The sequence below is a fragment of the Streptomyces sp. TP-A0356 genome (assembly GCF_001417775.1).
Taxonomy (GTDB): domain Bacteria; phylum Actinomycetota; class Actinomycetes; order Streptomycetales; family Streptomycetaceae; genus Streptomyces.
On record NZ_BBZJ01000026.1, the window covers coordinates 131,591 to 156,962 of the forward strand.

Annotated in this window: 24 protein-coding genes and 1 pseudogene; 19 read left to right on the forward strand and 6 right to left on the reverse strand. The window is 71.9% G+C overall.

The genetic code is table 11. From position 1 onward, the window contains the following. The first annotated feature begins 25 nt into the window (after positions 1-25). From ASC56_RS28135 to ASC56_RS28165, 7 genes are all read left to right on the forward strand, one after another. Positions 26-613: a DUF5998 family protein gene (locus ASC56_RS28135; protein WP_055494376.1), complete on the forward strand. Its 588-nt coding sequence runs from the start codon at positions 26-28 to the stop codon at positions 611-613. After that, complete coding sequence (locus tag ASC56_RS28140) at positions 613-1,803, forward strand: alkaline phosphatase family protein (RefSeq protein WP_055494377.1); 1,191 nt, start codon at positions 613-615, stop codon at positions 1,801-1,803. Before ASC56_RS28135 ends, ASC56_RS28140 begins: the two co-directional genes overlap by 1 nt. An 82-nt stretch (positions 1,804-1,885) precedes the next feature. Beyond that, positions 1,886-2,536, forward strand: coding sequence for a thymidine kinase (locus tag ASC56_RS28145; protein WP_055494378.1), 651 nt, complete (start codon positions 1,886-1,888; stop codon positions 2,534-2,536). Between the two features lie 474 nt (positions 2,537-3,010). Further along, on the forward strand, positions 3,011-4,198 hold the full coding sequence (locus tag ASC56_RS28150) for a LeuA family protein (protein WP_055494379.1): 1,188 nt from the start codon (positions 3,011-3,013) through the stop codon (positions 4,196-4,198). Then, positions 4,195-5,061 carry a prephenate dehydratase gene (pheA, locus tag ASC56_RS28155; RefSeq protein WP_055494380.1) on the forward strand — a complete coding sequence of 289 codons (867 nt, stop codon included), beginning with the start codon at positions 4,195-4,197 and terminating at the stop codon, positions 5,059-5,061. Before ASC56_RS28150 ends, pheA begins: the two co-directional genes overlap by 4 nt. After that, on the forward strand, positions 5,058-6,992 hold the full coding sequence (locus ASC56_RS28160) for an FAD/NAD(P)-binding protein (protein WP_079102748.1): 1,935 nt from the start codon (positions 5,058-5,060) through the stop codon (positions 6,990-6,992). The genes pheA and ASC56_RS28160 overlap by 4 nt, the downstream gene beginning before the upstream one ends. Then, positions 6,989-8,173 carry a pyridoxal phosphate-dependent aminotransferase gene (locus tag ASC56_RS28165; RefSeq protein ID WP_055494382.1) on the forward strand — a complete coding sequence of 395 codons (1,185 nt, stop codon included), beginning with the start codon at positions 6,989-6,991 and terminating at the stop codon, positions 8,171-8,173. The genes ASC56_RS28160 and ASC56_RS28165 overlap by 4 nt, the downstream gene beginning before the upstream one ends. A 60-nt stretch (positions 8,174-8,233) precedes the next feature. Here the strand turns inward: ASC56_RS28165 and ASC56_RS28170 are convergent, their stop codons facing one another. After that, the gene (locus ASC56_RS28170) at positions 8,234-8,965 is read right to left on the reverse strand and encodes a response regulator transcription factor (protein ID WP_055494383.1); all 732 of its coding nucleotides are present in this window, start codon (positions 8,963-8,965) and stop codon (positions 8,234-8,236) included. A gap of 346 nt (positions 8,966-9,311) precedes the next feature. Between ASC56_RS28170 and dhaL the strand changes: the two genes are divergently transcribed. Beyond that, positions 9,312-9,992 (forward strand): dihydroxyacetone kinase subunit DhaL, encoded by a 681-nt coding sequence (gene dhaL, locus ASC56_RS28175; protein WP_055494384.1) that lies wholly within the window; start codon positions 9,312-9,314, stop codon positions 9,990-9,992. 65 nt (positions 9,993-10,057) lie between these two features. On the opposite strand, the gene ASC56_RS28180 is transcribed toward dhaL, so the two are convergent. Both ASC56_RS28180 and aroH read right to left on the reverse strand, forming a co-directional pair. Continuing rightward, positions 10,058-11,296: a 3-deoxy-7-phosphoheptulonate synthase gene (locus ASC56_RS28180; protein WP_079102749.1), complete on the reverse strand. Its 1,239-nt coding sequence runs from the start codon at positions 11,294-11,296 to the stop codon at positions 10,058-10,060. 2 nt (positions 11,297-11,298) lie between these two features. Next, entirely contained in the window at positions 11,299-11,685 is a 387-nt protein-coding gene (aroH, locus tag ASC56_RS28185; RefSeq protein WP_055494430.1) for a chorismate mutase, read from the reverse strand. 289 nt (positions 11,686-11,974) lie between these two features. On the opposite strand from aroH, the gene leuC reads away from it, so the two are divergent. The 4 genes from leuC to ASC56_RS28205 are packed head-to-tail and all read left to right on the forward strand — an operon-like array spanning position 11,975 to position 15,618. Beyond that, positions 11,975-13,378, forward strand: a complete 1,404-nt coding sequence (leuC, locus tag ASC56_RS28190; RefSeq protein WP_055494386.1) for a 3-isopropylmalate dehydratase large subunit — start codon at positions 11,975-11,977, stop codon at positions 13,376-13,378. Positions 13,379-13,392: 14 nt separating this feature from the next. Beyond that, complete coding sequence (gene leuD / locus ASC56_RS28195) at positions 13,393-13,992, forward strand: 3-isopropylmalate dehydratase small subunit (protein WP_055494387.1); 600 nt, start codon at positions 13,393-13,395, stop codon at positions 13,990-13,992. Continuing rightward, a complete protein-coding gene (locus tag ASC56_RS28200; protein WP_055494388.1) occupies positions 13,989-14,609 on the forward strand; it encodes a cysteine hydrolase family protein in 621 nt (206 codons plus the stop codon). Before leuD ends, ASC56_RS28200 begins: the two co-directional genes overlap by 4 nt. 4 nt (positions 14,610-14,613) lie before the next feature. Further along, positions 14,614-15,618 (forward strand): TauD/TfdA family dioxygenase, encoded by a 1,005-nt coding sequence (locus ASC56_RS28205; RefSeq protein WP_055494389.1) that lies wholly within the window; start codon positions 14,614-14,616, stop codon positions 15,616-15,618. Between the two features lie 188 nt (positions 15,619-15,806). Here ASC56_RS28205 and ASC56_RS28210 read toward each other — a convergent pair whose 3' ends face one another. Both ASC56_RS28210 and ASC56_RS28215 read right to left on the reverse strand, forming a co-directional pair. After that, a complete protein-coding gene (locus ASC56_RS28210; protein WP_055494390.1) occupies positions 15,807-16,586 on the reverse strand; it encodes an IclR family transcriptional regulator in 780 nt (259 codons plus the stop codon). Positions 16,587-17,137: 551 nt separating this feature from the next. Continuing rightward, positions 17,138-18,601: an MFS transporter gene (locus tag ASC56_RS28215; RefSeq protein ID WP_079102751.1), complete on the reverse strand. Its 1,464-nt coding sequence runs from the start codon at positions 18,599-18,601 to the stop codon at positions 17,138-17,140. A 65-nt stretch (positions 18,602-18,666) separates the two neighbouring features. On the opposite strand from ASC56_RS28215, the gene ASC56_RS28220 reads away from it, so the two are divergent. From ASC56_RS28220 to ASC56_RS43205, 6 genes and pseudogenes are all read left to right on the forward strand, one after another. Beyond that, complete coding sequence (locus tag ASC56_RS28220) at positions 18,667-19,449, forward strand: helix-turn-helix transcriptional regulator (protein WP_055494391.1); 783 nt, start codon at positions 18,667-18,669, stop codon at positions 19,447-19,449. Positions 19,450-19,636: 187 nt separating this feature from the next. Further along, the gene (locus ASC56_RS28225) at positions 19,637-20,038 is read left to right on the forward strand and encodes a cupin domain-containing protein (protein ID WP_055494392.1); all 402 of its coding nucleotides are present in this window, start codon (positions 19,637-19,639) and stop codon (positions 20,036-20,038) included. Positions 20,039-20,046: 8 nt separating this feature from the next. Then, positions 20,047-21,384, forward strand: a complete 1,338-nt coding sequence (locus ASC56_RS28230; RefSeq protein ID WP_234377093.1) for a class II 3-deoxy-7-phosphoheptulonate synthase — start codon at positions 20,047-20,049, stop codon at positions 21,382-21,384. Further along, entirely contained in the window at positions 21,384-22,568 is a 1,185-nt protein-coding gene (gene aroC / locus ASC56_RS28235) for a chorismate synthase (RefSeq protein ID WP_055494394.1), read from the forward strand. Before ASC56_RS28230 ends, aroC begins: the two co-directional genes overlap by 1 nt. Before the next feature lie 32 nt (positions 22,569-22,600). Further along, positions 22,601-23,098 carry a shikimate kinase gene (locus tag ASC56_RS28240; RefSeq protein ID WP_107309366.1) on the forward strand — a complete coding sequence of 166 codons (498 nt, stop codon included), beginning with the start codon at positions 22,601-22,603 and terminating at the stop codon, positions 23,096-23,098. Between the two features lie 22 nt (positions 23,099-23,120). After that, positions 23,121-23,318: pseudogene (locus ASC56_RS43205) on the forward strand (hypothetical protein); the annotation flags it as partial. Between the two features lie 24 nt (positions 23,319-23,342). Here ASC56_RS43205 and ASC56_RS28245 read toward each other — a convergent pair. Then, positions 23,343-24,146, reverse strand: coding sequence for a VOC family protein (locus ASC56_RS28245; RefSeq protein ID WP_055494396.1), 804 nt, complete (start codon positions 24,144-24,146; stop codon positions 23,343-23,345). 318 nt (positions 24,147-24,464) lie between these two features. Here ASC56_RS28245 and ASC56_RS28250 point away from each other — a divergent pair, with 318 nt between their 5' ends. Beyond that, positions 24,465-25,316 (forward strand): sulfurtransferase, encoded by an 852-nt coding sequence (locus ASC56_RS28250; RefSeq protein WP_055494397.1) that lies wholly within the window; start codon positions 24,465-24,467, stop codon positions 25,314-25,316. Positions 25,317-25,372: the final 56 nt, after the last annotated feature.

Below are 25,372 nucleotides of genomic sequence, written 5' to 3' on the forward strand. Positions count from 1 at the left end.
AGTGTGCCCCCGTAGGATGGACGTCATGGCCAAGACCAGTACGACGACCCAGGGGCTGCGCGCGGCGATCGAGCGCAGCGGCTACTACCCGGCTCTCGTGGCCGAGGCGGTGGAAGCCGCGGTGGGCGGCGAGCCCATCCTGTCGTATCTGGTCCACCAGGAGACCACGTTCGACGCGAACGAGGTGCGGCGGCACGTGACCGTGCTGGTCCTCACCGGCACGCGTTTCATCGTCAGCCACACCGACGAGCAGGCCGCGGACGACACCTCCCCGACGCCGTATGCGACGACGTCGACGGAGTCCGTGAAGCTCGGCCGGATCTCGTCGGTCGTCGTCAGCCGCGTCGTGGCCAACCCGGAGTCGTACACGCCGGGCACCCTGCCCCGCGAGGTCGTCCTGACCATCGGCTGGGGTGCCGTCTCCCGCATCGACCTGGAGCCCGCCGCCTGCGGCGACCCCAACTGCGAGGCGGACCACGGCTACACGGGCAGTTCCACGGCGGACGACCTCAGCCTCCGCGTCAGCGAGGCCGGGGACGGCCCGGAGACGGTGCGCCAGGCGCTCGCCTTCGCGCAGTCCCTCTCCGAGGCGACCGCGGACGTCACCCGCTGATGGCCCTGTCCACCTGGGACGACCACCCGGAGCCGCTCGCCGTCGGCTCCGCGCCGGCCCCCGAGTACGGCACCGGCTCACTCGCCGATCTCCTGCCCACCCTCGCCGCGGGCATGGGGGTGCCGGGCCAGACCGCCGCCATATCGGAACTGACCGGCGCCGACCGCAACTGCGTCTTCCTGATCGACGGGCTCGGCTGGGAGCAGCTGAAGGCGCACCGCGACGAGGCGCCCTTCCTGACCTCCCTCCTGGCGTCCTCCCGTGGCGGCACCGGCCGCCCGATCACCGCGGGCTACCCGGCGACCACCGCCACCTCCCTCGCCTCCGTCGGCACCGGTCTGCCGCCCGGCGCGCACGGCCTGCCGGGCTACACCGCCCGCAACCCCGAGACCGGCGAGCTGATGAACCAGCTCCGCTGGCAGCCCTGGACGGAGCCGCGCGCCTGGCAGCCGTACCCGACGGTCTTCCAGCTCGCGGACGCGGCCGGCGTGCACACCGCACAGGTGTCCTCCCCGGCCTTCGAGAACACGCCGCTGACCAAGGTCGCGCTGACCGGAGGGACGTTCCACGGGCGGCTGACCGGCGAGGACCGCATGGACCTGGCGGCCGAGCAACTGGCCCTCGGCGACCGCTCCCTCGTCTACACGTACTACGCCGAGCTCGACGGCGCCGGTCACCGCTTCGGCGTCGAATCGGACACCTGGCGCGGCCAGCTGCGGTACGTCGACCGGCTCGTCCAGCGCCTGGCCGAGCAGCTGCCGCCGCGCACCGCCCTGTACGTCACCGCAGACCACGGCATGATCGACATCCCGTTCGACGAGCAGCACCGCATCGACTTCGACGAGGACTGGGAGCTGCGCGCCGGAGTCGCTCTGCTGGGCGGCGAGGGACGCGCCCGGCACGTCTACGCCCTGCCGGGCGCCGAGAACGACGTCCTGACCTGCTGGCGCGAGGTGCTCGGCGAGCAGTTCTGGGTGGCCTCGCGGGACGAGGCGATCGCGGCGGGCTGGTTCGGCCCGCACGTCGACGAACGGGTGTACGCACGCATCGGTGATGTGGTCGCGGCGGCCCGCGACGATGTGCTCATCATCGCGTCGGAGCGGGAGCCGAAGGAGTCGGCGATGGTCGGCAACCACGGGTCGATGACGGCCGTGGAACAGCTGGTGCCCCTGCTGGAAGTCCGCACCTGAACGCGGCACGCCGCCCGGTGCCCAGTACGCTGCTGAAGATCCCCTGCGCTCCCCGCCCGTCCCGAAAGGTCCTCAACCCCCCATGCCCGAGCTGGTGTTCTTCTGCGGAACGATGGACTGCGGGAAGTCCACGCTGGCTCTCCAGATAGAGCACAACCGCTCCGCACGGGGGCTGCAGGGCATGATCTTCACGCGCAACGACCGGGCCGGCGAGGGCAAGCTCTCCTCCCGGCTCGGTCTGGTCACGGACGCGGAGGAAGTGGGGGACGGGCAGGACCTGTACGCATACCTGGTCGACCACCTCTCGCGGGGCGGGCGCGCGGACTACGTGATCGCGGACGAGGCGCAGTTCCTGGCGCCGCAGCAGATCGACCAACTGGCGCGCGCGGTCGACGACCTCGGCATCGACGTCTACGCGTTCGGCATCACGACCGACTTCCGCACCAAGCTCTTCCCCGGCTCGCAGCGCCTGGTCGAACTGGCCGACCGGGTCGAGGTCCTCCAGGTGGAGGCCCTGTGCTGGTGCGGCGCCCGCGCCACGCACAACGCCCGCACGGTCGGCGGCGAGATGGTGGTCGAGGGAGCCCAGGTGGTGGTGGGCGATGTCAACGGGTCCGCGGACGAAGTGGGCTACGAGGTGCTCTGCCGTCGCCACCACCGGCGCCGTATGACGGCGGCGACGGCCCGCGCGGCGACGCTCTCCCCGGACGTCCTGCCGGTGTCTTCCGACTGAGGGTTGTTCGGCTGAACAGGGCGCGGTTCACTGCGCCGTGGTCTTGAGGGGTCCTTGCACCGGTGTCCCGCCTGCCGTGCTTTCGCCCGGCACTCGCCGGATCGAATACCGACTCGCAACTACCGTGCGTGATGGTGGTGCGGCTGCATTGATGTGTCTCGATGCCCCATCACGACCGGCCAGCCGGCCGAACGCGGGAACTGTCCCTTCGCCTCCAGGGGCGGGCCGACCGGGAGCCACCGCCCCGACTCTGGCGGCCGGCCCCGGCGCGGACATCGGCCTTGGGAGGAGGCGGTGTGCGGACCATGGTCTTTGGTGGACCCTTGCTCCACCAAAGGCGCGGGAGTGATTCCGAGTGTGCGGTGCGGCCCCCGGCGCTCCTCCAACAGCGGATGACGCCAAGCCGCCCGTTCCCAAGGATCGGTGGCTGTTCGGCTGAGGAGTCCGGATGCGTCCCAGGCCTTAGGGGGAGAAGTGAACGAGCACGCAGCACCCCGTCGTATATCCGTCTTCGACACCACGCTCCGCGACGGCGAACAGGCGCCGGGAAACGCGATGAGCCCCGAGCAGAAGCTCGAACTCGCCCAACTGATCGCAGGGTTGGGGGTGGACACCATCGAGGCGGGCTTTCCCGCCTCCTCGCCCAGCGACTTTGAGGCGACCCGGCTGATCGCGCAGCATCTGACCGGCACCAAGTTCGCCACGTTCTCCCGCACCACCCGCAGGGACGTCGAGATCGCCGTCGAGGCCGGCGGCACCGACAACCACCAGGTGCAGATGGTGGCCACTGGCAGCCAGATCCACCTGACCCACAAGCGCGGCATATCCCGCCACGCGGCCGTGCAGGAGGTCGTGGACACGGTCGAGTTCGCCGTCTCCCTGGGCGTCAGCGACATCGCCGTCGGTATCGAGGACGCCAGCCGCGGTGAGGACGACCTGCTGCGCGCGTTGACCGAGGCGGCCGTGGAGGCGGGCTCGACCTGCATCATCCTGGCCGACACGACCGGGTGCCACACCCCCGAGGAGTTCGGCACCCTCATCGGCAAGATCCGCCGGTGGGCGCCGCCGGCCGTCAAGGTCTCCACCCACTGCCACAACGACTTCGGCCTGGCCACCGCCAACACGCTGGCCGGCCTCGCGGCCGGCGCGGACGAGGTCCAGGTCGCCCTCGGCGGCATCGGCGAGCGGGCCGGCAACACCTCGCTCGAGGAGGTCGCCGCTGTCCTCGCGTACAAGACCGAGCTGCTCGGCATGACCACCGGGGTCCGCCTGGAGGCCATGTACGCGGCGTACAACCGGCTGCGCGAGATCATCCGGCTGGAGGAGCCCCGCAACAAGCCGATCTTCGGCAAGTACGTCTTCGGCACCGCGGCCGGCATCCACCAGCAGGGCATGCTCAGCGAACCGAGCACCTACGAGTACGTCGAGCCCGCGCGGTTCGGCCGCGAACGCTCCCTGCTCATCGGGCGCCACTCCGGACGGACCGTGCTGCGCCACCTCATCGAGCAACTCGACGTGAAGGTCGACGAGGCCGAGCTCGACGAGCTGTACCGCGTCCACATCGCCGAGCGGGAGCAGGGCGACTGCGAGGACCTGTCGGTCGTACGCGAGCGGCTCGCCCGTGAGCTCGGCACGCGCCTGGCGGTGGCAGCGGCGCGATGAAGTACTCGTATCTGGGCCCGGAGGGCACCTTCACCGAGTCCGCCGTGCGGCGGCTCGCGCCCTTCGCCCGGCAGACCGTTCCCTTCCCCACCGTCCCGGCGGCGGTGGAGGCCGTGCGGTCCGGCCGGTTCGCCCGGGCGGTGGTCCCGCTGGAGAACTCCGTCAGTGGCGTGGTGCCGCCCACGCTCGGGGAACTCGTCGCGCACGCCGGGGAGCTCAGGATCGACGCCCAGGTGGCGATCGGGGTCACCTTCGCCCTGATGGCCGCCGAGGGCACGCGACTGTCCGACGTACGGCGGGTGGTGAGCCATCCGCACGCGCTCGGCCAGTGCCGGCAGTGGGTGGAGCGGCACCTGCCGCACGCGGAGCCGGTCCTCGCCGACTCCACCGCGGCGGCCGCGCTGGCCCTCGCGGAAGGGGGGCCGGCCACCGACGCCGCGATAGCCGCCCCCGAGACCGCCGCACGCTACGGACTGAGCGTGCTGGCCCACGACATCGGCGCCCGCAACGACGCCACCACACGTTTCGTGTCGCTGCGCCGCACCGGCCCCGAGGGGCCGCCCACGGGCCGGGACCGCACCGCGCTGCTGATCACCTCGGACCGCTCGGCACCCGGCGTGCTCACAGGCGTGCTCGGCGAGCTGAGCCGGCGCCAGGTGTCCATCGCCTGGATCCAGTCCTGGCCCCGGCAGACCGCGCGGGGGCGCTACCACTTCCTGGTCGAGGTCGACCGGCACATCGCGTACCCGGGACTGGCCGAGGCGGTCGAGGCCATGCGCCGCGGCGTCGATTCGCTGAACCTGCTCGGGAGTTATCCGTACATCGTCGACCGCGAGGTCGAGGGGGAGAGGGCGGCCGCATGAGTGCGACGCGCATCGCTGTGATCGGCAGCGGGCCACGAGGGATGATGGTGCTCGAACGGCTCGCCGCCCGTCTCGCAGAACACCCGGGCCCCCTGGACGTCCGGCTGTTCCTCGTCGACGCGGTGGAGCCAGGGGCGGGTCAGGTCTACCGCACCGACCAGCCCGACTGGTTCCTGATGAACACCGTGGCGGGCCAGTGCTCCGCGTACTCGGGCGAACCCGACGGCGGCCCGGCACGGGCCGGGGCCGGTCCCTCGTTCGGCGAGTGGTGGGAGGCCGCCGGGGACTACCCCGGCCCGGACAGTTACGCGCCGCGCGGGCAGTACGGCCGCTACCTGCGCTCGGTGCTCACCGAGGTGGGCAGGACCCTGCCGCCCGGCGTACGGCTGAGGAGCATCAAGGAACGCGTCGAGGACGTCGTACGGGTCGACGGCCGCTACCGGATCGCCCTGTCGGGTGGTGAGCGGCTGGACGTCGACCGGGTCGTCCTGACCACCGGGCACTCCCGCAACCGGCTTACCGGCCGGGAGCGCGACCTCGCCGACCTCACCCGGCAGCATCCGGAACTCCGTTACATCCAGGGCGAGTCGGCGGCCGACATGCCCCTGCACGAGATCGCGCCCGGCTCCGGCGTCGGCGTGATCGGTCTCGGTCTGTCCTTCTACGACGTGATGGCGGCCCTCACCATCGGCCGGGGCGGCCGTTTCACCCCGGGCGAGGATGGCACGCTCGTCTACCACCCCAGCGGTGACGAGCCGGTGATCGTCGCCGGTTCCCGCAGCGGGATGCCGCTGCCGGCCCGGGGCCGCAACCAGAAACCGCCCCGCTACTCCTACCGCCCGGTGCTGTTCACCCCCGCGCGCGTCCGCGCCCACCAGCCGCGCGGGCCGCTCGACTTCAAGAGCCACATCTTCCCGTGGCTGATGGCCGAGATCGAGCTCGTCTACTATGCGACGGCGCTGCGGCGCGCCTTCGGCGGCGAGGTCGCCGAACGGTTCGGCACGCAGGTGGAGCTCGGGGCCGAGCAGGGCGTGCCCCCTGTGGCGGCCATCGCGGGGCGGTTGGGACTGCGGGACGAGCCGCCCATCGACATCGACGCGCTCGCCCGGCCGTTCGCGCACCGTACGTTCGCCGGTCCGGGGGACTTCGAGCGCGCGCTGCGCGACGAGATCGGGCAGGACCTCGCGAATGCCGCCGAGGGCAATGTCGACTCCCCGCTCAAGGCCGCGCTCGACGTCATGCGCGACACGCGCTGGGTCATCCGCGAGCTGGTCGACTTCTCCGGGTTGACCGGACGCTCGCAGCGGGAGGACTTCCTCGGCTGGTACGTGCCCAGGGCGTCGTTCCTCGCGGCCGGGCCGCCGAAGGAGCGGCTCGAGCAGGTACTCGCCCTGCTCGACCGAGGGCTACTGCGTATCGTCGGTCCGCTGGCCCGCTTCGACACCGACCCTGCCGAGGGCAGCTACGTCGTGTCCTCGCCCCAGGTCCCCGGTTCCGCCGTCCCGGTCACGACCCTGGTCGACGCGCGGATCCCCGACCCTGATCTGCGCCGCGACCTCAGCCCGCTCACCGCGCGGCTGCGCGAGTCCGGCGCGTGGACGACCTACGTCAACCACAGCGGCGGCGCGGGCTACGCCACCGGCGGCGTCGCCGTGACCCGCAGCCCGTTCCATCCCGTGGACCGTGACGGCGGCGTCGACGAGGGCATGTACGTCCTCGGCATCCCCACCGAGCACACCAGGTGGTTCATGCAGGTGGGCAGCAGCCGGCCGGGCATGTGGAGCGACTTCGTCCATGACGCCGACGCCATCGCGGCGCACGCGCTGCGCCCGGTGACCCGGACCGAGGTGTCCCAGGAGCACACCCCCGAGCTGGTCGGCTCGGGCGCAGAGGCGGCGGGCGAGCGGTCGCCTGCGAGGAAGGCGGGATGAGCGTGCGCGTCGCACAGCGGTTCTCGAGTGTCGAGCGGTCCGCGACCGTGGCCCTGCTGGAGACGGTCCAGCGACTGCGGCGCAGTGGCGTCGAGGTGCTGGACCTCAGCGGCGGCGAACCGGACTTCACCACGCCGGCGCCCGTCGTCGCGGAGGCCGTCTCGGCACTGGAGGGCGGCGACACCCACTACACCCCGAGCCGGGGCGTCCCCGAACTCCTGCGGGCCGTCGCGGACAAGCTGGACGCCGAGAACGGCGTCCGCGTGGATCCGGCCACCGGCGTCATCGTGACCCCCTCGGCCAAGCAGGCCCTGTTCACCGCGCTGATGACCGTGCTCGACCCGGGCGACGAGGTCATCGTGCCCACTCCGGCGTGGGTCAGCTACCCGGCGATGGCGGGCCTGCTCGGCGCCCGCGCGGTGTCGGCCGAGCTCAGTGCGCAGGACGGGTTTCGGCTGTCCCGGCGGATCCTGGAGGACCGGGTCACGGACCGCACCCGGGCGCTGGTCGTCAACACGCCGGCCAACCCGACGGGGCACGTACTGGACCGCGAGGAGGCCGAGGAGATCGTGGCGTTCGCGGTCGAGCACGACCTGGTCCTCGTCGTGGACGAGATCTACGAGAAGATCGTCTACGACGGCCGTGTTCACCTCAGCCTGGCGAGCCTGCCCGGCGCGGCGGAGCGGACGCTCACGGTCAACGGCTTCTCCAAGGCGTATGCGATGACCGGCTGGCGGCTCGGCTATCTGGCGGGACCCGAGCCGTTGATCTCACAGGCGCTCAAGGTTCAGGAGCACACGGTGAGTTGTGCCGCGTCGTTCGTGCAGCGCGGAGGGATCGCGGCGCTGACCCGGACGGCCGACGACGTCGCCGCGATGCTGAAGGAGTACACGGTACGCCGGGAGATGACGGTCTCCGCCCTGGGCGCGCTGCCCGGCGTCACATGTGCCTACCCCGAGGGCGCGTTCTACGCGTTCGCCGACGTACGGGGCACGGGGCTGTCGTCGGCCGCCTTCGCGCAGCGGTTGCTCGACGAAGCCGCGGTCACGGTGGCCCCGGGCTCGGCCTTCGGGGCGGGCGGCGAAGGGTATGTACGGCTGTCGTTCGCCGCGTCCCGCGAGGTCCTGCAAGGGGCGGCGGAGCGGTTGTCGCGACTGGCCGGCCAGTGGGCGGGGAACTGACGGCAGACGCAACGGACGCCGGGAGGCCGGCCTCCCGGCGTGTGCGTCGTCGGGCCGGTTTCAGGCCACCTCGGCCGGGCGGCGCGGGGCGGCGGGTGTGGCTTCCCCCTCCGCGCTCCAGGACTGCTGGAAGAGCAGCACGGCCTCCAGCCGGTTGCGGGCGCCGAGCTTGGTCAGCGCGTGGGAGACATGGCTCTTGACGGTGGCCGGCGACACCCTGAGCCGGACCGCCGTCTCGGCCGTCGACATGCCCTCTGCGAGGTTGCGCAGCACCTCCTGTTCGCGGGAGGTGAGCGTGTGCAGGAGGTTCTTGGAACCGGCGGCGGCGGGGACCGGCGCGGCGGCCGTCCGCCGGGCGTACAGGGCGCGCAGCTCCGGGGAGAGCACTGTGTGGCCGGACGCCACCGCGCGGATGGCCGCGGCGACCTTGGCGACCTTGATGTTCTTCACCAGGCAGCCCGTGGCGCCGGCCGCGAAGAACGCGTCGAGGCGCCGCTGGGTCCAGCCGGTGCCGACGACCAGCACTCGCACCTTCCGCAGGTCCAGCTGGCGGATCAGGCCGGCGGCGTCCTCGCGCGGGGCGACCGCCAGGACGGCCACGTCCACGCGGTCGAGCGGCCACTGGCGCAGCGGCTGCTGCTGATTCACGCTGCCCACCACGTCGAGGTGGGCAGAGGTGCCGAGGACACGGGTCAGGACGTGACGGGAGATGGGGTCGTGATCCGCGACCAGCACGCGGGCTGCGTCGTCCTCGGCGTGTTCCGCGTCGAAGAGATCACGTTCCAGAGACATGAGGCACGCCCTTCGTCAAAATGTTCGATCTCTGCGTCTGAGCCTAATTTCGGGAACGGCGTTCAGCAATGCTGAACAGTGTTTTGGCGAATTTTGAGCGCTCCGCGAGCGGGGGCCCACGCTTCGGAGAGTTGAGGCCCTCAGTTTCCAAGGTGAGAGCTTGATCCACCCTTGTTCTGGCGTTTGTTGACGCCGACAGAGTCCGCATCTACGGTCTAGCTCTTGCGGGGAAGCTCGGTCCTGTCGCCTGAACGCACAGGGGGCTCATCGGGGGTCTCTCCGTCGGGGGCCGCTCGACAGTGACGTCGGGTGTCGGCTTCCGTGTGCCGCTGCAGCGGGGGGAAGCATGCAGGACAACGCACTGGCCAGAGCATGGCTCCGGGCGTTCGCCCGGGCGGTCGAGGAGGGCGAGGAGAGGCTCACCGCTCTCGATTCGGCCATCGGGGACGGGGACCACGGTGTCAACATGCGCCGGGGCACCTCTCGCGTCCGCCGAATGCTACTTCAGGACGGGGCGCCGACCACCATGGGCCAACTGCTCGGCGAGGCGGGGGCGTTACTCCGTGCCCATGTGGGCGGAGCTTCCGGGGTGCTGTACGGGAACACCTTCCAGGCGATGGGTGCCGCGCTGCCGGTCCACCGGGCCGGGGTGGCCCATCTCGGCGACGCCCTGGACGCGGGACTCGCCGCCATCGTCAGACTGGGAGCGGCGGCCCCGGGCGACAAGACCATGGTCGATGCCTTCGCGCCCGCCGTGACGGCGTTCCATGAGGTGTGCGCGCGGGGCGGAACCATGGGTGCGGCGGTGACGGCCGCCGCCGCGGCGGCCGAGGCGGGCGCCCGGTCCACGATCCCGATGCAGGCGCGCAAGGGCCGCGCCTCTTATCTCGGCTATCGCAGCATCGGCCACCTGGACCCGGGGGCCGCCTCCACCGAGATGCTCTTCAGGTCACTCGCCGAGGAGGTCGCGGGCGGCCCGGAACCGGCGTTGGCCTACGGATGGCACGGGTGCCCGCCCGGCGTGTGAACGAGGGCTGACCCACCGGAGCGTGACGAGGCCGGCCTCCGTCGGACCCGATGAGTGCTTGCCGGTCACGCCCCGAGGTCCCGCCGAGGGGACCCCCACGCACCCGTCACGGTGAACGCCTGCTGGGGATTGAGCCGCGGACCGCACAGCGAGGTGTAGCGCTCGGCAACCCGGTCCACGTCGACGACTCCCCAGGCGCACTCCGTCACGGAGTCGGGCGTGGTCTCCAGACGCAGTCCCGCGGCCACTCCGTCGGCCTCGGCGACGACCCGCTGGAAGGCCACGACCTCCTCGATCAGCACCGACACCAGCCGTGTCCGGTGGCCCGAGCGGGCGGTGAGCGTGTTCCCGCCCATCGGGTCGCACAGCCAGGCCGCCGGGTACCCGGCCTCCCGTACGGCGGTGACGAGCCGGGGCAGTTCCGACGCCACGCGGGCGGCGCCCATACGGGAGACGAGGGTGAGGCGGCCCGGCTCGCGGCCGGGGTCCAGCACGCTGCACAGGCGGAGCAGCTCGCCGGGGGCGGTGCCGGGGCCGACCTCGCAGGCGAGCGGGTTGGCGGTCAGGGCGAGCGTCCGGGCGTGTGCCCCGTCCGGCCGGCGTGTGCGTTCGCCGAGCCACGGCAGGTGCGTGGACGTCAGCAGGGTCCGGCCGGTGGGTGTGCGCCGCAGGAAGGGCAGTTCGTAGTCGAGGACCAGGGCCTCATGGCTCGTCCACACCGGCGCCCCGGAGGGCCGGCCACGGCCGTCCGCCCGCTCCCGCAGGAACACGGTGGCCCGCCGGGCCGCGGTGCGGCAGCCCAGCATGTGCTCGGCGCGTGCCCGCCGGGCGTCTGCGTCCGGCTCCGGGCGGTTCACCAGGTGGCCCCGGTACACCGGGAGTTCCACGCCTTCGACGCGTTCGGTCGGGGAGTCGTGCGGTAACGCGAACTGGCCGGCGAGGCTGCCGATCCGGACGACCGGCCTGCCGGTGTTCACCTCCATGATCCCGGCCAGGGCGTCCAGCAGCCGCGCCTTGGGGGCGACGGCGGCTGGGTCGCACTCGGCGGGGTCCTCGGCGCGGTCGCCGGCCTGGATCACCTGGTACTCGCCTGCGGCGGCCCGGGCCAGTAGCAGCCGCAGGGCCTCCGTCTCCTCCCAGGTGACCAGGCCGGGCAGCCGGGTCAGTTCGGCCCGTACGGCGGCGGCCCGGACCGGATCGCTCCACTCGGGCTGCCCGGGCGCGGGCGCGGGAGGCCATGCCCCGGGCTCCGCCGCCTGTGCCGGCGCCGTGCCGTCGCCCGGCGGAGGGTACGGCGAGGACACGATCAGGCTTCCTCGGGCGTGGCGGCGGGCGCCTCCGCGACCAGATCAGGGCGCAGCGCGGCCGCACCGTGCAGGTACACGTGCGCGGCCGCGGCCCGAGGCCGGGTGGAGTGGGTGTGGATCAGCACGCGTACCGTGCGCGGACTGCCGCCCGGCACGTCGATCTCGCTCGCGCACATCAGCGGCACGTCCACGAACCCCATCTCCCGGGCGGCGCGGGCCGGGTAGGCGGCGGTTAGGTCGGGGCTGGCGGTGAACCAGATGCTGATCAGGTCCGCCGGGTCGAGCGCGTTGCGGACGACCAGCTCGCGGAGCAACTCGGTGGTGGCCCCCACGATCCGGTGCGGATCGTTCGAAGTCACCTGGGTGGCACCGCGCAGTGCCAGCACCCGGGACGTGGGTGGGGCCTGCGCCGGGCGCGGCCGCCCGGGGGCGGGGTGTCCGTTCACTTCACGGTGTCCGTTCACTTCTTCTCCGGAGGCGCTGGCGGCAGATCGAACAGGTGCGTAACGCGCGGTCATCGTGATCGGCGCCGGGCCGTCGTGTCATCCACCGACGGAGGACGCGACCGGCCGCCATCGCCCGGGTGCGCGGAAGGAGGAGTGCCGTGCAACGGTGGAGGAGGCCTCCACCATCGGCCGATGCCCCCGCGCACCGCGTGCCACGAGCCTTGCGGTCATGGGTTCAACGCTTGCGCAGAAGGTCTGGGCCGGTCACACGGTCCGCAGCGGCGAGGCAGGGGGCGACGACCTCCTCTACGTCGACCTGCACCTGCTCCACGAGGTGAACACGCCTGCGGCGTTCGACGGCCTGCGGGCCGCCGGGCGCGCCGTGCGGCGCCCCGAGCTGACGGTGGGCACCGAGGACCACAACGTGCCCACCACGTCGCCCCTCGACGGATTCGACGACCCCGCGGGCCGCCGACAGGCCGCCCAACTCCGGGACAACTGCGACGCCTTCGGGATCCCCGTGCACCGGCGCGGTGACCAGGGGCACGGCATCGTGCACGTCATCGGGCCGGAACAGGGCCTGGTCCGGCCCGGGATGACGGTCGTGTGCTGCGACTCGCACACCACCACTCTGGGCGCGTTCGGCGCCATCGCGTTCGGCATCGGCACCAGCCAGGTGGAGCACGTGCTGGCCACACAGACACTGTGGACGCGCCGGCCGCAGGACATGGCGGTCCACGTCACGGGGACGCTCCCGGCGGACGCGACGGCCAAGGACCTGGTGATGGCGCTGATCGCGGTCATCGGGACCGGCGGCGGCCAGGGGCACATCATCGAGTACCGGGGTCCGGCCGTCGAGGCGCTGTCGATGGAAGGCCGCATGACCCTGTGCAACATGTCGGTGGAGGCGGGGTCCAAGGCGGGACTCGTCGCCCCCGACGAAACGACCTTCGCCTATCTGCGCACCCGTCCCGGCATGCCCCAGGGAGCGGACTGGGACGCGGAGGTGGCGTACTGGACCTCCCTGCGCACCGACCCGGACGCGCGGTTCGACAGGGAGATCACCCTCGACGCCGCGACGGTCCGGCCGTACGTCTCCTGGGGGACCAACCCGGCGCAGAGCCTGCCGCTCGACGGCCGCGTGCCGAGCCCGGCCGACTTCGCCACCGCCACCGAGCGTGCGGCGGCCGAACGCGCCCTGGAGTACATGGATCTGAAGCCCGGCAGCCGCCTGACGGACATCGGGATCGACACCGTGTTCGTGGGCTCCTGCACCAACGGCCGTATCGAGGACCTGCGCGCCGCGGCCGAGGTGCTGCGCGGCCGCCAGGTCGCCGACGGGGTGCGCATGCTCGTCGTACCCGGCTCCGCCGCCGTGCACCGGCAGGCCGTGGACGAGGGGCTCGACCGGGTCTTCATCGGCGCCGGCGCGGACTTCCGCCCCATCGCGGGCTGCTCCATGTGCTGCGGTCTGAACGAGGACCGGCTCCGGCCCGGCCAGCGCGCCGTGTCCACCAGCAACCGCAACTTCGAGGGCCGGCAGGGCAAGCGGTCGCGCACCCACATCGCCTCTCCGGCGGTGGCCGCGGCCAGCGCCGTCACCGGCCGGATCACCGCACCCACCGACCTGTGAGGCCACGCACCGCCATGGACCAGTTCACCGTGCACGTCGGTACGGCGCTGCCGCTGAGGCGCAGCAACGTCGACACCGACCAGATCATCCCCGCTCGCTTCGTCCCCTACTTCAGCCCGACCGGGCACGGCAACGGCCTGTTCGGGGACTGGCGCGACGACCCGGCGTTCACCGCGAACCTGCCCCAGTACCAGGGCGCGACCGTCCTCGTCGCGGGCAACGAGTTCGCCACCGGCTCCTCCCGGGAGTCCGCCGTCTGGGCGCTGCAGAAGTCCGGGTTCCGTGCCGTGATCGCCACGAGCTTCGGCGACATCTTCCGCGAGAACGCCCTCATGCGCGGCCTGCTGCCCGTCGTACTGCCGACGGACGCCGTGGAGCGGCTGTGGGAGCTGACCGAGGCCGACCCGACCACGCCGATCACCGTCGACCTGGAACGGCGGCAGGTCCGGTTCGCCGGCCGGACCGAGGAGTTCCAGGTCAACGAGGGTGCCCGGGACCGGCTGCTGCGCGGCGCGGACACCATCAGCGACACCCTGCGCCACGAGGCGGAGATCAGCGCGCACGAGCGGCGGCGCCGGCCGCTCCTGCCCACGACGAAGAGGAGCGCGGCATGACCCGACGCCCTGCCCTGCTGGTGCTCGACCTCATCAACGAGATCGCCCACCCCGACGGGAAGTACAACGACGTCTGCCTCGACCAGATCGAGAGCAGAGGCGTTCTCGGCCACGCCCGCCGCGCCATCGACCACGCCCGGGAGCAGGGCATACCGGTGGTGTACGTGGTCGTCGGCTTCTCCCAGGGACTCCCGGACTGGCCGCCGACGTCGCCGCTGTTCGCCGAGGCGGCCGACGGCGACCGGCTGATCCTGGGGACCTGGGGCACCGAGGTCCACGACTCCCTCAAGCCCGAGGCGCATGAGCCGGTCATCGCCAAGCGCCGGGTCAACCCGTTCCTCGGCACGCACCTCGAACTGGTCCTGCGGTCCCACGGCGTCAACACGCTGCTGCTGACCGGGGTGACCACGGACCTCGTCATCCTGTCCACCGCCCGCGACGCCCACGACCGGGACTTCCGCGTGGAGGTGCTGGAGGACGCCACCGCCACATCGAGCCCGGAACTGCACGAGGCGGCGCTGACCCTGCTGCGCCGTACCGCCGAAGTCACCACGGTGGATGCGGCGTTGGGGCGGACAGCGGCCGCCGGGGAGAACGAAACCGAAGGGAAAGAGTGAGCCGATGCAGCCGTTCTACCTCATGACCGACCGGGAGAAGGACGAACTGTACGGGGTTCTCGAGACCATCGAGACCAACCCGTACGACGACTACCACGCCTTCTCCGCGGCCGTACGGCAGGCGACGGAGGCCAACGTCCCGGAGTCGCTGGTCCAGGCCGCCGAACGGATCCGGGCGGAACGCGCGGAGGGCGTCTCCGACACGCACGTGCTGCGCAACTGCCCGGTGGACAAGGACCTTCCCGAGCTCGGGCACGACGACCCGCAGGCGGACAAGTACGCCCGGAAGCGGACCTTCGTCGGGGAGGGCTTCCTGGAGCTCGTGGCGCAGCTGACGCGCACCCCCGTGATGGCGTACGCGACCCGCTTCAACGGGGACTTCTTCACCGACGTGTACTCCATCAGCAAGTACCACGGGAAGCAGACCGGTTACAGCGACGGCGAGCTCGTCTACCACAACGACCGCACCGCCCATCCCGTGCGGGCGGACTACATCAGCCTGCTGGGCATGCGCTGCCCGGTGCAGGAGTACACCTGCACCAGCCTCGTCGAGGCCCGCACCCTGCGTGCCGCGCTGGCCGAGGACACCTTGCGCATTCTGGGGGAGGCGCACTTCGTCACCCCCTTCGACGTGGTCTCCCGGGACAACAACAGCGGCCTGACCCTCTCGGAGAAGCACGCGGTCTTCCAGGGCGACTACGGCATCCGCTACCTGGACACGCACACCACGGTCGCGGCGGACGCGCCGGTCGAGGCCAAGGACGCCCTGATCGAGCTGAAGAACGCGCTCACCCGGGCGGAGAAGAAGCGGCACCGCATCCTGGAGGGCGACCTGCTGATCTTCGCCAACCAGAACGGGCTGCACAGCCGCGAGCTGATCGAGGTCAACGACCCCGAGCGGTCCCGCTCGCGCTGGCTGCTGAAGACGTACACCCTGCGCAGTCAGGCCGTGGCGGACGGCTTCGCGGACCGCTGGGTGGAGGGTGTGGCCGGCCGGGTCGGCGACTGACCCTGTCGGTGGATCCCCGGGTCCGAGGGGGAGGCGCGCGGGAGGTGTTCCCGCGTACCTCCCCCTTGCCTGTTCCGCCCCTTGGCCCGTTCCGCGTGCGCGCAGGCAGGGGTCGGGCCTGCGGTCGGTGGGTGACCCGCCGGTTGATGCCCGCGGTCAGTCGGTGACCCGCCGGGCGATGCCCGCGGTCAGTCGGTGACGCGCCAGGCGATGCCCCGGCCCGCCCCGAGCTCGCGGGAGAGCAGGGTCGCCACATCACGTACGGCCACGGCGTGCCCCTGCCGGTTCTCCTCGGACAGGAGCCGCTCCACGGGGCCGATGATGCCGATCGCGCCCACCGGGTCGCCGGAGCGGTCGAACACGGGCGAGGCGATGCTGGCCTCGCCCAGCGCGCTCTCCTGGTCCTCCAGGGTGTAACCGGTCTGCCGGGTCTCCTCCAACTGCTCCGCCAGGACGGCGGGGTCCACCACGCTCTTCCCGGTCAGCCGGGCCAGTTCGCCCTCCAGCAGTTCCTTCTGCCGCTGCTGCGGCAGGAACGACACGAGGGACTTGCCGAGTGCGCAGGTGTTCCACGGAATGCTGGCGCCGAGCTCCAGGATCTGCGCCCCGCTGCCGTGCCGGAAGGCGTGGTGCACGACGAGGATGTGCCGGTCGCCGTCGAGCACCGCGACCCACACCGCCTCGCCGGTGCGCTCGGCCAGGGTGTCCGCCCACGCGACCGAGTGGGACCGCAACTCCTGCGTCTCCAGGTAGGAGTTGCCAAGGCGGAGCAGCGCCGGCCCCAGGAGGTATTTGCTCGTTCCCTTTTCCTGGCGCACCAGGCCTTCGGCCTCCAAGCTGCGCAGCAGCGCGTGCACGGTCGGCTTCGAGACGCCGATCCGCGCAGCGAGCTCGGTGACACCCAGGCGGGGGCCCGATGTCGACAGTTCCCTCAGGATGCGTGCTGCACGCTGAATGGACTGCACCATATTCTACTCGCATTCAGTATTGCGGAACGCCGTTTAGAATAGCATTGCTCGCCAAGAATGCGCGGCCGGCGAATGTGTAAGTCCGTTGACTCTTTGCGATCGGGATGAAATTGGATCGCAAATGATATCGAACGGCTTGTGTCGGCGTGTGGTTCGCTCGTGACCGACGTGTGTCGGTGTGCGATGTACCGAGGTGGTGCCGGATCGACTGGCGCAGCCTACGCCCTGGTGGCACGGAAGGGGAGATCCCCGCCGGGAGAAGCTCATCACCGAAGTCCGGGACGTAGGTGAGGGCCGGTGCCTCGGCCGAAGTCGCGCGAGCACGGAACCGGGCGGCGCGCCCCGCGGCGGCCGGACCGTGCCGGACACGTCGGGGCCCGCCGCCCGGGGCGACTGGAACGCTCATCGATCGGACGCCCCCGGGGCGACTCGCGGACCGCGCCGAATATTCCACGCTTTATCGGCAGAACAGAATTCTCCGCGGCTCTGGTTCCTTGCCGGAAGGCCGAGGGGAACGTCGTGCGCCCAAGGCTCGGGAAGTTCCGGCGACCTCACCGGGCCCGGGCGGCGTCCGCCCGACGCCCGGTGGTCGCGGCCAGCACCGACGCCAGCAGGAACGCCACCGCCGCGATGACCGCGGACGCGTGCAGCCCGCCGATCATGCCGCCCGTCGCGCCGAGCAGCGTGCCGAAGAGGGCCACACCCATGGCGCTGCCCACCTGGCGGGACACGTTGAACACCGCTGACGCCACGCCGGCCTTGTCCGCAGGGCTCGCCTCCATGATCGCCACGGTGGCGGCCACGACGGTGACGGGCGTCGCCAGGCCCGTGGCCATGAGCGCGAAGAGCAGCACGGGGTAGGGGGTGTCGGGGCCGGCCGCCAACCAGCCCAGGAAACCGGCGCTCCCGAGCAGCAGCGCGCCGGCCATGGGCAGGTACGGACCGCTGCGGGCGGTCAGGCGGCTCGACAGCGGCGCCGCGAGGAAGCCCATGCAGACCGAGGGCAGCAGGGCGAAGCCGGTGCTCAACGCGCTGAGTTGACGTTCCTGCTGAAAGTACAGCGTGGCGACGAAGAGCAGCCCGTAGTAGCCGAAGCTGAGCAGCAGGCCGATGAGGTTCGTCGCGGTGAGCCGGATCTCGCGGAAGAGCGACAGCGGCAGCAGCGGCCGCCTGCCCTCCGGCCGCAGGGCAGCGCCCTTCTCCAGACGCAGTTCGACGGCGACGAACGCGGCCAGGGACACGACGCCCCCCGCGAACAGCGTCAGCACCTCCGGCGAGGACCACCCTGCGGTCCCCGCCTCGTTGAGCGCACCAGCCACCCCGAGCAGCCCGACCACGCCGAGCAGCAGACCGGCCGGGTCCATTCGGCCCGGCCGGGCCCGTCGGCCGGGGGCCGGCACATGACGCAGGGTCAGCAGCACCGCCACCGCGGCCACGGGCAGGTTGACCCAGAACACCGAACGCCAGTCGAAGCCCGAGACCAGCAGGCCGCCGACCGCGGGTCCGGCACCGAAGGCGACCGCTGAGACGAGCCCCCAGTAGCCGACGGCCCGGGCACGCTGGGCCCGGTCGGGGTAGGCGGCCTGCAACAGGGCGAACGACGCGGGGACCAGCAGCGCGGCCCCGGCACCCTGAGCCAGCCGGGCCGCGATCAGGACCTGCGCCGAGGGCGCCACCCCGCAGCCCACCGAGGCGGCCGCGAAGACCCCCAGGCCCGCGAGGAACAGCGTGCGGTGCCCGAAACGGTCACCGAGTCCGCCGCCGAGCAGCAGCAGCCCGGCGAAGAAGGCGCTGTAGCCGTCGACGATCCACTGCATGTCCGACGGACCGGCGTGCAGCGAGTCCTGGATGGAGGGCACGGCCACGTTCACGACCGTGACGTCGAGCATCACCAGGAAGTAACCGAGACTCAGTGCGACGAGCGGCGGCAGCGAGAGGGACGGCCGGCCGGGTGGCGGGTCGGCGGAGGCGACGGGCGTTCGCGTGGGGGAGAAGGAGGGATCCGTGGAGGTCATGTGATCCAGTCTCGGGGTGCAAAACTTCGTCGTCCGTCGAAGTGTTGCCGGACTACGCTTGCCGCATGGCCAAGACGATGACCGGTCGACGCCGGGACCAAATACACCATCAGCCCGACATCGCTCGGGCCGCCGGCCTGATCGCCGATCCCTCCCGCGCCCGGATGCTGAAGGCGCTCAGCGACGGCCGCGCACTGCCCGCCGGCCTGCTCGCCGCAGAGGCGGGCGTGAGCGCCGCGACGGCGAGTGCCCATCTGAGCAAGCTCGTCGAGGCACGCCTGGTCGGCGTGGAGAGCGCGGGCCGGTGCCGCTACTACCGCCTGGCCAACCCTGACATCAGCCTCGCCCTGGAGGCGCTGGCCGTCATCGCGCCGCCCCTCCCGGTCACCTCGCTGCGCGAGAGCAGCACCGCCGGCGCCCTGCGCCGTTCCCGCACGTGTTATGACCATCTCGCCGGCCAACTGGGCGTGGGCTTGCTGGAGTCCCTGCTCAAGGACGGCCTGCTCGCCGGACACGACGGCACCCACCGACCCGACGAGGCGGTGCGCGACGGCGCGACCGGATACGGACACGACTTCGACTACCGGCTCACCGAGACCGGCCAGGAGACGCTGGTCCGGTTCGGGGTCGACGTGACCCGGCTGCCGGCCCGCCGCCCCCTGATCCGCTACTGCGTGGACTGGAGCGAGCAGCGCCACCACCTCGCGGGTGCGGTGGGCGCGGCGCTGACCGCCCGGCTCTTCGAGTTGCGCTGGCTGCGCTACGGCTCCAGCCCCCGGGTCGTCCATGTGACCGAGGACGGCGCCGACGGCCTGGCCGGCACCTTCGGGCTGCGGCTGGCGGACTGACCGCCCAAGGGCACCTCCACCTCGGCCGATCGGCGTACTCCTGCGGAGGAGTGGACCCCGGCGTTTCCTCCGATGAGCGATGACGTGCCGCCCTCTCCCGCCCAAGCTGGGTCGGGCCTGGGAACCAGCGCACGACGCCGGCCCCGCAGGAGTACTCCCACCGGTAGAAGCAGAGGAGAACACCGACGTGCCCACTACGCCGAACCCCGTCGGCAACCGCACGGACCGCAGCGTGACGGTGCTGCGCGACCTGCTGTCCCCCGAGGCGCTGGACTCCGTCGAGTGGAAGCGCTGGATCGAGCCGGGCCGTACCGGCACAGCGATCCACGCCCTGTACGAGACCGATGACGACCGGCCGGCGACGGCCCAGCTCATCCGCTTCGATCCGGGGTCCCACGGAGATCTGCACGAGCACCTGGGCTACGAGCTGATGTTCGTCCTCCAGGGGGAGTTCCTCAACGACAACGGCGACCGGTACCGGGTCGGCGACCTGGTCATCGAGGAGCCGGGAAGTGTCCACCGCATCAGCACGGAGACGGGCTGCACGCTGCTCGGCATCCGTGAGGCCCCGGTCGTACCGAAGGACTGAGGGACGGAGTGAACCCCGACAGCCTCACCAAGCCCTGGCAGTCCCTGCCCGCGGCGCAGCAGCCCGAGTACCCCGACCCGGAGGCTCTGCGCAAGGTGATCGCGGACCTCGAGTCGTTTCCGCCGCTCGTCTTCGCGGGCGAGTGTGACCAGTTGCGCGCCCGGATGGCATCCGTCGCCGAGGGGAAGGCGTTCCTCCTCCAGGGCGGCGACTGCGCCGAGGCCTTCGACGCGGTGTCGGCCGACCACATCCGCAACAAGCTGAAGACGCTGCTCCAGATGGGCGCCGTGCTGACGTACGCCGCGTCCGTGCCCGTGGTCAAGGTGGGCCGGATCGCCGGCCAGTACTCCAAGCCGCGTTCCAGGCCGACCGAGACCCGCGACGGGGTGACCCTGCCCAGCTACCGGGGTGACTCGGTGAACGGTCAGGCGTTCACCGAGGCGGCCCGTGTCCCGGATCCGGAGCGGCTGAAGCGGATGTACCACGCGTCCGCCTCGACGCTGAACCTGGTGCGCGCCTTCACCACCGGTGGCTACGCCGACCTGCGCCAGGTGCACGCCTGGAACCAGGACTTCGTGAAGTCCTCCCCGTCCGGCCAGCGCTACGAGCAGCTCGCCCGCGAGATCGACGACGCGCTGAACTTCATGCACGCCTGCGGGGCCGATCCGGAGGAGTTCAGGACGGTCGAGTTCTTCTCCTCCCATGAGGCGCTGCTGCTCGACTACGAGTCCGCCCTCACGCGCGTGGACTCGCGCACCGGGCGGCTCTACAACGTGTCGGCGCACATGGTGTGGATCGGTGAGCGCACACGTCAGCTGGAGGGAGCGCACGTGGAGTTCGCCTCGCGGATCCGCAACCCGATCGGGGTGAAGCTCGGCCCGAGCACCAAGGCGGACGAGGCACTGACCCTGATCGACCGCCTGGACCCGGAGCGCGAACCCGGTCGGCTGACCTTCATCACCCGGATGGGCTCGGACAAGGTCCGCGACAGGCTCCCCGAGCTCGTGGAGAAGGTCACGGCGTCGGGCGCGGTGGTGGCCTGGGTGTGTGACCCGATGCACGGCAACACCTTCGAGGCGGCCTCCGGGCACAAGACCCGTCGCTTCGACGACGTGCTGGACGAGGTCAAGGGCTTCTTCGAGGTCCACAAGGCCCTCGGCACCCATCCGGGCGGCATCCACGTCGAGCTCACCGGCGACGACGTCACCGAGTGCACGGGCGGCGGCGACGAGATCCTGGTTGACGACCTGCACCAGCGCTACGAGACCGCCTGCGACCCGCGCCTGAACCGCAGACAGTCGCTGGACCTGGCCTTCCTCGTCGCCGAGATGTACCGGGACCAGTGATGGGCAGGTTGCGCTGGCTGACCGCGGGGGAGTCCCACGGTCCCGCAATCGTCACGACGCTGGAGGGCCTTCCCGCCGGCGTGCCGATCACCACGGAGTTGGTGGCGGATCACCTGGCGCGGCGGCGGCTGGGCCATGGCCGTGGTGCGCGGATGAAGTTCGAGCGGGACGAGGTCACCTTGCTGGGTGGCGTCCGGCACGGTCTCACCCTGGGCTCCCCGGTGGCGATCATGGTCGGGAACACCGAGTGGCCCAAGTGGGAACAGGTCATGGCGGCCGACCCGGTGGACCCCGAGGTGCTCGCGGGACTGGCCCGCAACGCGCCGCTGACCCGGCCGCGCCCCGGGCACGCCGACCTCGCCGGTATGCAGAAGTACGGATTCGACGAGGCGCGGCCGATCCTGGAGCGCGCGTCGGCCCGTGAGACCGCGGCGCGTGTGGCGCTCGGCGCGGTGGCCCGGTCGTACCTGAAGCAGACCGCGGGCATCGAGATCGTCTCGCACGTCGTCGAACTGGCGTCGACGAAGGCCCCGTACGGCGTCTACCCGACGCCGGCGGACGTGGAGAAGCTGGACGCCGACCCGGTGCGCTGCCTGGACGCGGACACGTCGAAGGCGATGGTCGCGGAGATCGACCAGGCCCACAAGGACGGCGACACCCTCGGTGGCGTGGTCGAGGTCCTCGCCTACGGCGTGCCCGTCGGCCTCGGCTCGCACGTCCACTGGGACCGCCGGCTCGACGCGCGGCTCGCCGCCGGGCTCATGGGCATCCAGGCGATCAAGGGCGTCGAGGTCGGCGACGGCTTCGAGCTGGCCCGGGTGCCGGGCTCCAAGGCGCACGACGAGATCGTGACGACGGCCGACGGCATCAAGCGGGCGACCGGCCGCTCCGGCGGCACCGAGGGCGGGCTGTCCACCGGCGAGCTGCTGCGCGTCCGCGCCGCGATGAAGCCCATCGCGACCGTGCCCCGCGCGCTGCGGACCGTCGACGTCTCCACGGGCGAGCCGACGCAGGCGCACCACCAGCGCTCCGACGTGTGCGCGGTCCCGGCGGCCGGCATCGTCGCCGAGGCGATGGTCGCGCTCGTCCTGGCGGACGCGGTGGCGGAGAAGTTCGGCGGGGACAGCGTGCCGGAGACCTGCCGCAACGTGCGGTCCTACCTCGACGCCCTGGAGATCCGGTGAGCGCGGCACCCGCGGTCGTCCTCGTCGGCCCGATGGGGGTGGGAAAGTCCACCGTCGGGCAGCTGCTGGCCGAGCGGCTGGGTGTCGGCTACCGCGACACGGACGACGACATCGTGGCCGAGCAGGGCCGCAGCATTGCGGAGATCTTCGTGGACGAGGGCGAGTCCTTCTTCCGTGCGCTCGAGAAGCAGGCCGTGCGACGGGCGGTCGCCGAGCACCGCGGTGTGCTGGCCCTGGGCGGCGGCGCGATCCTGGACGAGGACACCCGCGCCCTGCTCGCCGGACAGCGGGTGGTCCACCTCTCGATGGACGTCGAGGAGGCGGTGCGGCGCACCGGCCTCAGCACGGCCCGCCCCCTGCTCGCCGTCAACCCGCGCCGACAGTGGCGTGAGCTGATGGAGGCACGCCGCCATCTGTACGAAGAGGTCGCCACGGCCGTCGTTTCCACCGACGCCCGGAGCCCCGAAGAGGTGACCCGAGCCGTTCTGGACGCAGTGGAGTTGAAGCAAGCACGAGCAGCGAGACAGTGACCCCGATCCAGGGCGGCGGCACGGCGGGCAGCGTGTCGTCGGCTCTGTGGCGTGCTCACAGCAACACTTCACGGTTCCCGCGGACGGCCCTCAGCAGCAGTCCGCGGACGAAGTGGGCTACGAGGTGCACTGCCGTCGCCACCACCGGCGCCGTATGACGGCGGCGACGGCCCGCGCGGCGGCGCTCTCCCCGGACGTCCTGCCGGTGTCGTCAACCTGACGTTCCAGCGCTTCACCCGGGCGTTCAGTCGGGCGGGCTGACGACCGAGAAGGTCGCCCCCTCCGGATCCGCGAGCGTGACCATACGGCCCAGCGCCATGGTGCAGGCGGGGCGGACGACATGACCGCCGAGCTCGGCGACCCGCTCGGACGTCGCGTCGATGTCGGCGACCTGGAAGTACGTCATCCAGTGGGCGCCCCGGTCGCGGGGCAGGGCGTGCCCCACGCCGTGGATGCCGGCGACCGGGCGGCCCTCGATGTGCAGGGTGAGGTAGTCGAAGTCGGGGGAGACGACCGGCTCCTCCTCGTAGCCGAAGACGGTCCGGTAGAACTTGGCGACGCTCGCCGTGTCGTAGGTGAGCAGCTCGTTCCAGGCGGGGGTGCCCGGGACGCCCGTCAGACCGATGCCGAGGTGCTCGGCCGCCTGCCAGATGCCGAACACCGCGCCCATCGGGTCGGAGGCGATCGCCAGCCGCCCGGCCTCGGCCGCGTCCAGCGGGCCGACGCCCACGGTTCCTCCGCAGCTCCTCACCGCCTCGGCGGTCGCGTCCACGTCGTCCGAGCCGAGGTACGGCGTCCAGGCGATCGGCAGATGGCGGTCCAGCGGCAGCTGGCCGATGCCCGCCACCTCGTAGCCGTCCAGCAGGGCCCGCACGTAGGGCCCCAGGGGCTGTGGTCCAGGCCGGAACTCCCAGCCGAACAGCGCCCGGTAGAACTCCTGGGTCGTGGCCATCCCGTGCACCATCAGAGTCACCCAGCACGGTGTGCCGGGCGCGTGCCAATCGTGCGTTGTGCCGTTCAGGCCCGCCGACCCCCGTACCTCGGTCATGGTCACTCTCTCCTCGGCCCCTGGTGATGGCCGTTCAACCTCCGCGTGCGTGCACAGGTGCCGCGCAACGCGCCCGCGCACGCCCCGTGGCGATGTCGCCACCACCGGTCGCCACGTCCTCCGGCCGCCGTCGCGTGCCGCCCGCGGCCGGAGAATGCTGATGTCCTGTTGCCTGTCCGTTGCGGTGTGGTTGCCGCGCAGCGCCGTCGGCTGCACGGCGTGTGCCCGGCCCCGTACACCGGGTGATCGGACCTGTCCGGCCGAGCAGAGTAGCCGGACCTGGGCTACGCGGCCACCCCGTGCGCGAGGATGGGGGCCATGAAAGCCATCATCTCCGCATCCGAACTCGCGAGCGAGTTGGCGGGACCGCGGCCGCCGACGCTCCTGGACATCCGGTGGCAGCTGACCGCCCCGACGGCGGCGGGCGCGCCTGCCTTCGACGGCCGTGCCGCCCACGCGGCCGGGCACATTCCGGGCGCCGTCTTCGTGGACCTGGACGCCGACCTCGCGGGTCCGCCGGGCCCCGCCGGCAGGCACCCCCTGCCCGACACGGAGCGTTTCGGCGCGGCCATGCGGGCCGCCGGAGTCTGCGCGGACCGGCCGGTCGTCGTGTACGACGGCGGGCAGGGCTGGGCCGCCGCACGCGCGTGGTGGATGCTGCGCTGGACGGACCACCCGGATGTGCGGGTGCTCGACGGTGGCCTGGCCGCCTGGGGCGGGCCACTGGCCTCCGGGACCGAGGAGCCGGCCCCCGGTGACTTCCGGCCGGTGCCGGGCGCGCTGCCGCTGCTGGACGCGGACGGCGCCGCGTCGCTCGCCCGGACGGGGCTGCTTCTGGACGCGCGTGCGGGCGAGCGCTACCGCGGCGAGGTCGAGCCGATCGACCCTGTGGGCGGTCATATCCCCGGTGCGGTGTCGGCGCCGACGGCTGAGAACGTGACGGAGACCGGTCACCTCCGGTCCGCGAACGAACTCGCCGAGCGCTTCAAGTCGCTGGGCATCACGGAGGGCACCGAGGTCGGCGTGTACTGCGGATCGGGTGTCTCCGCCGCGCACGAGGTACTGGCGCTGACGGTCGCCGGAATTCCGGCGGCGCTGTACGTGGGGTCGTGGTCGGAGTGGTCTGCGCACGGCGGCCGCCCCGTGGCGGTCGGGCCGGACCCGCAGTGAACACGAAGGAGGGGTCCATGCCGTCGCGGCATGGACCCCTTCCGGGTCGGACCGGT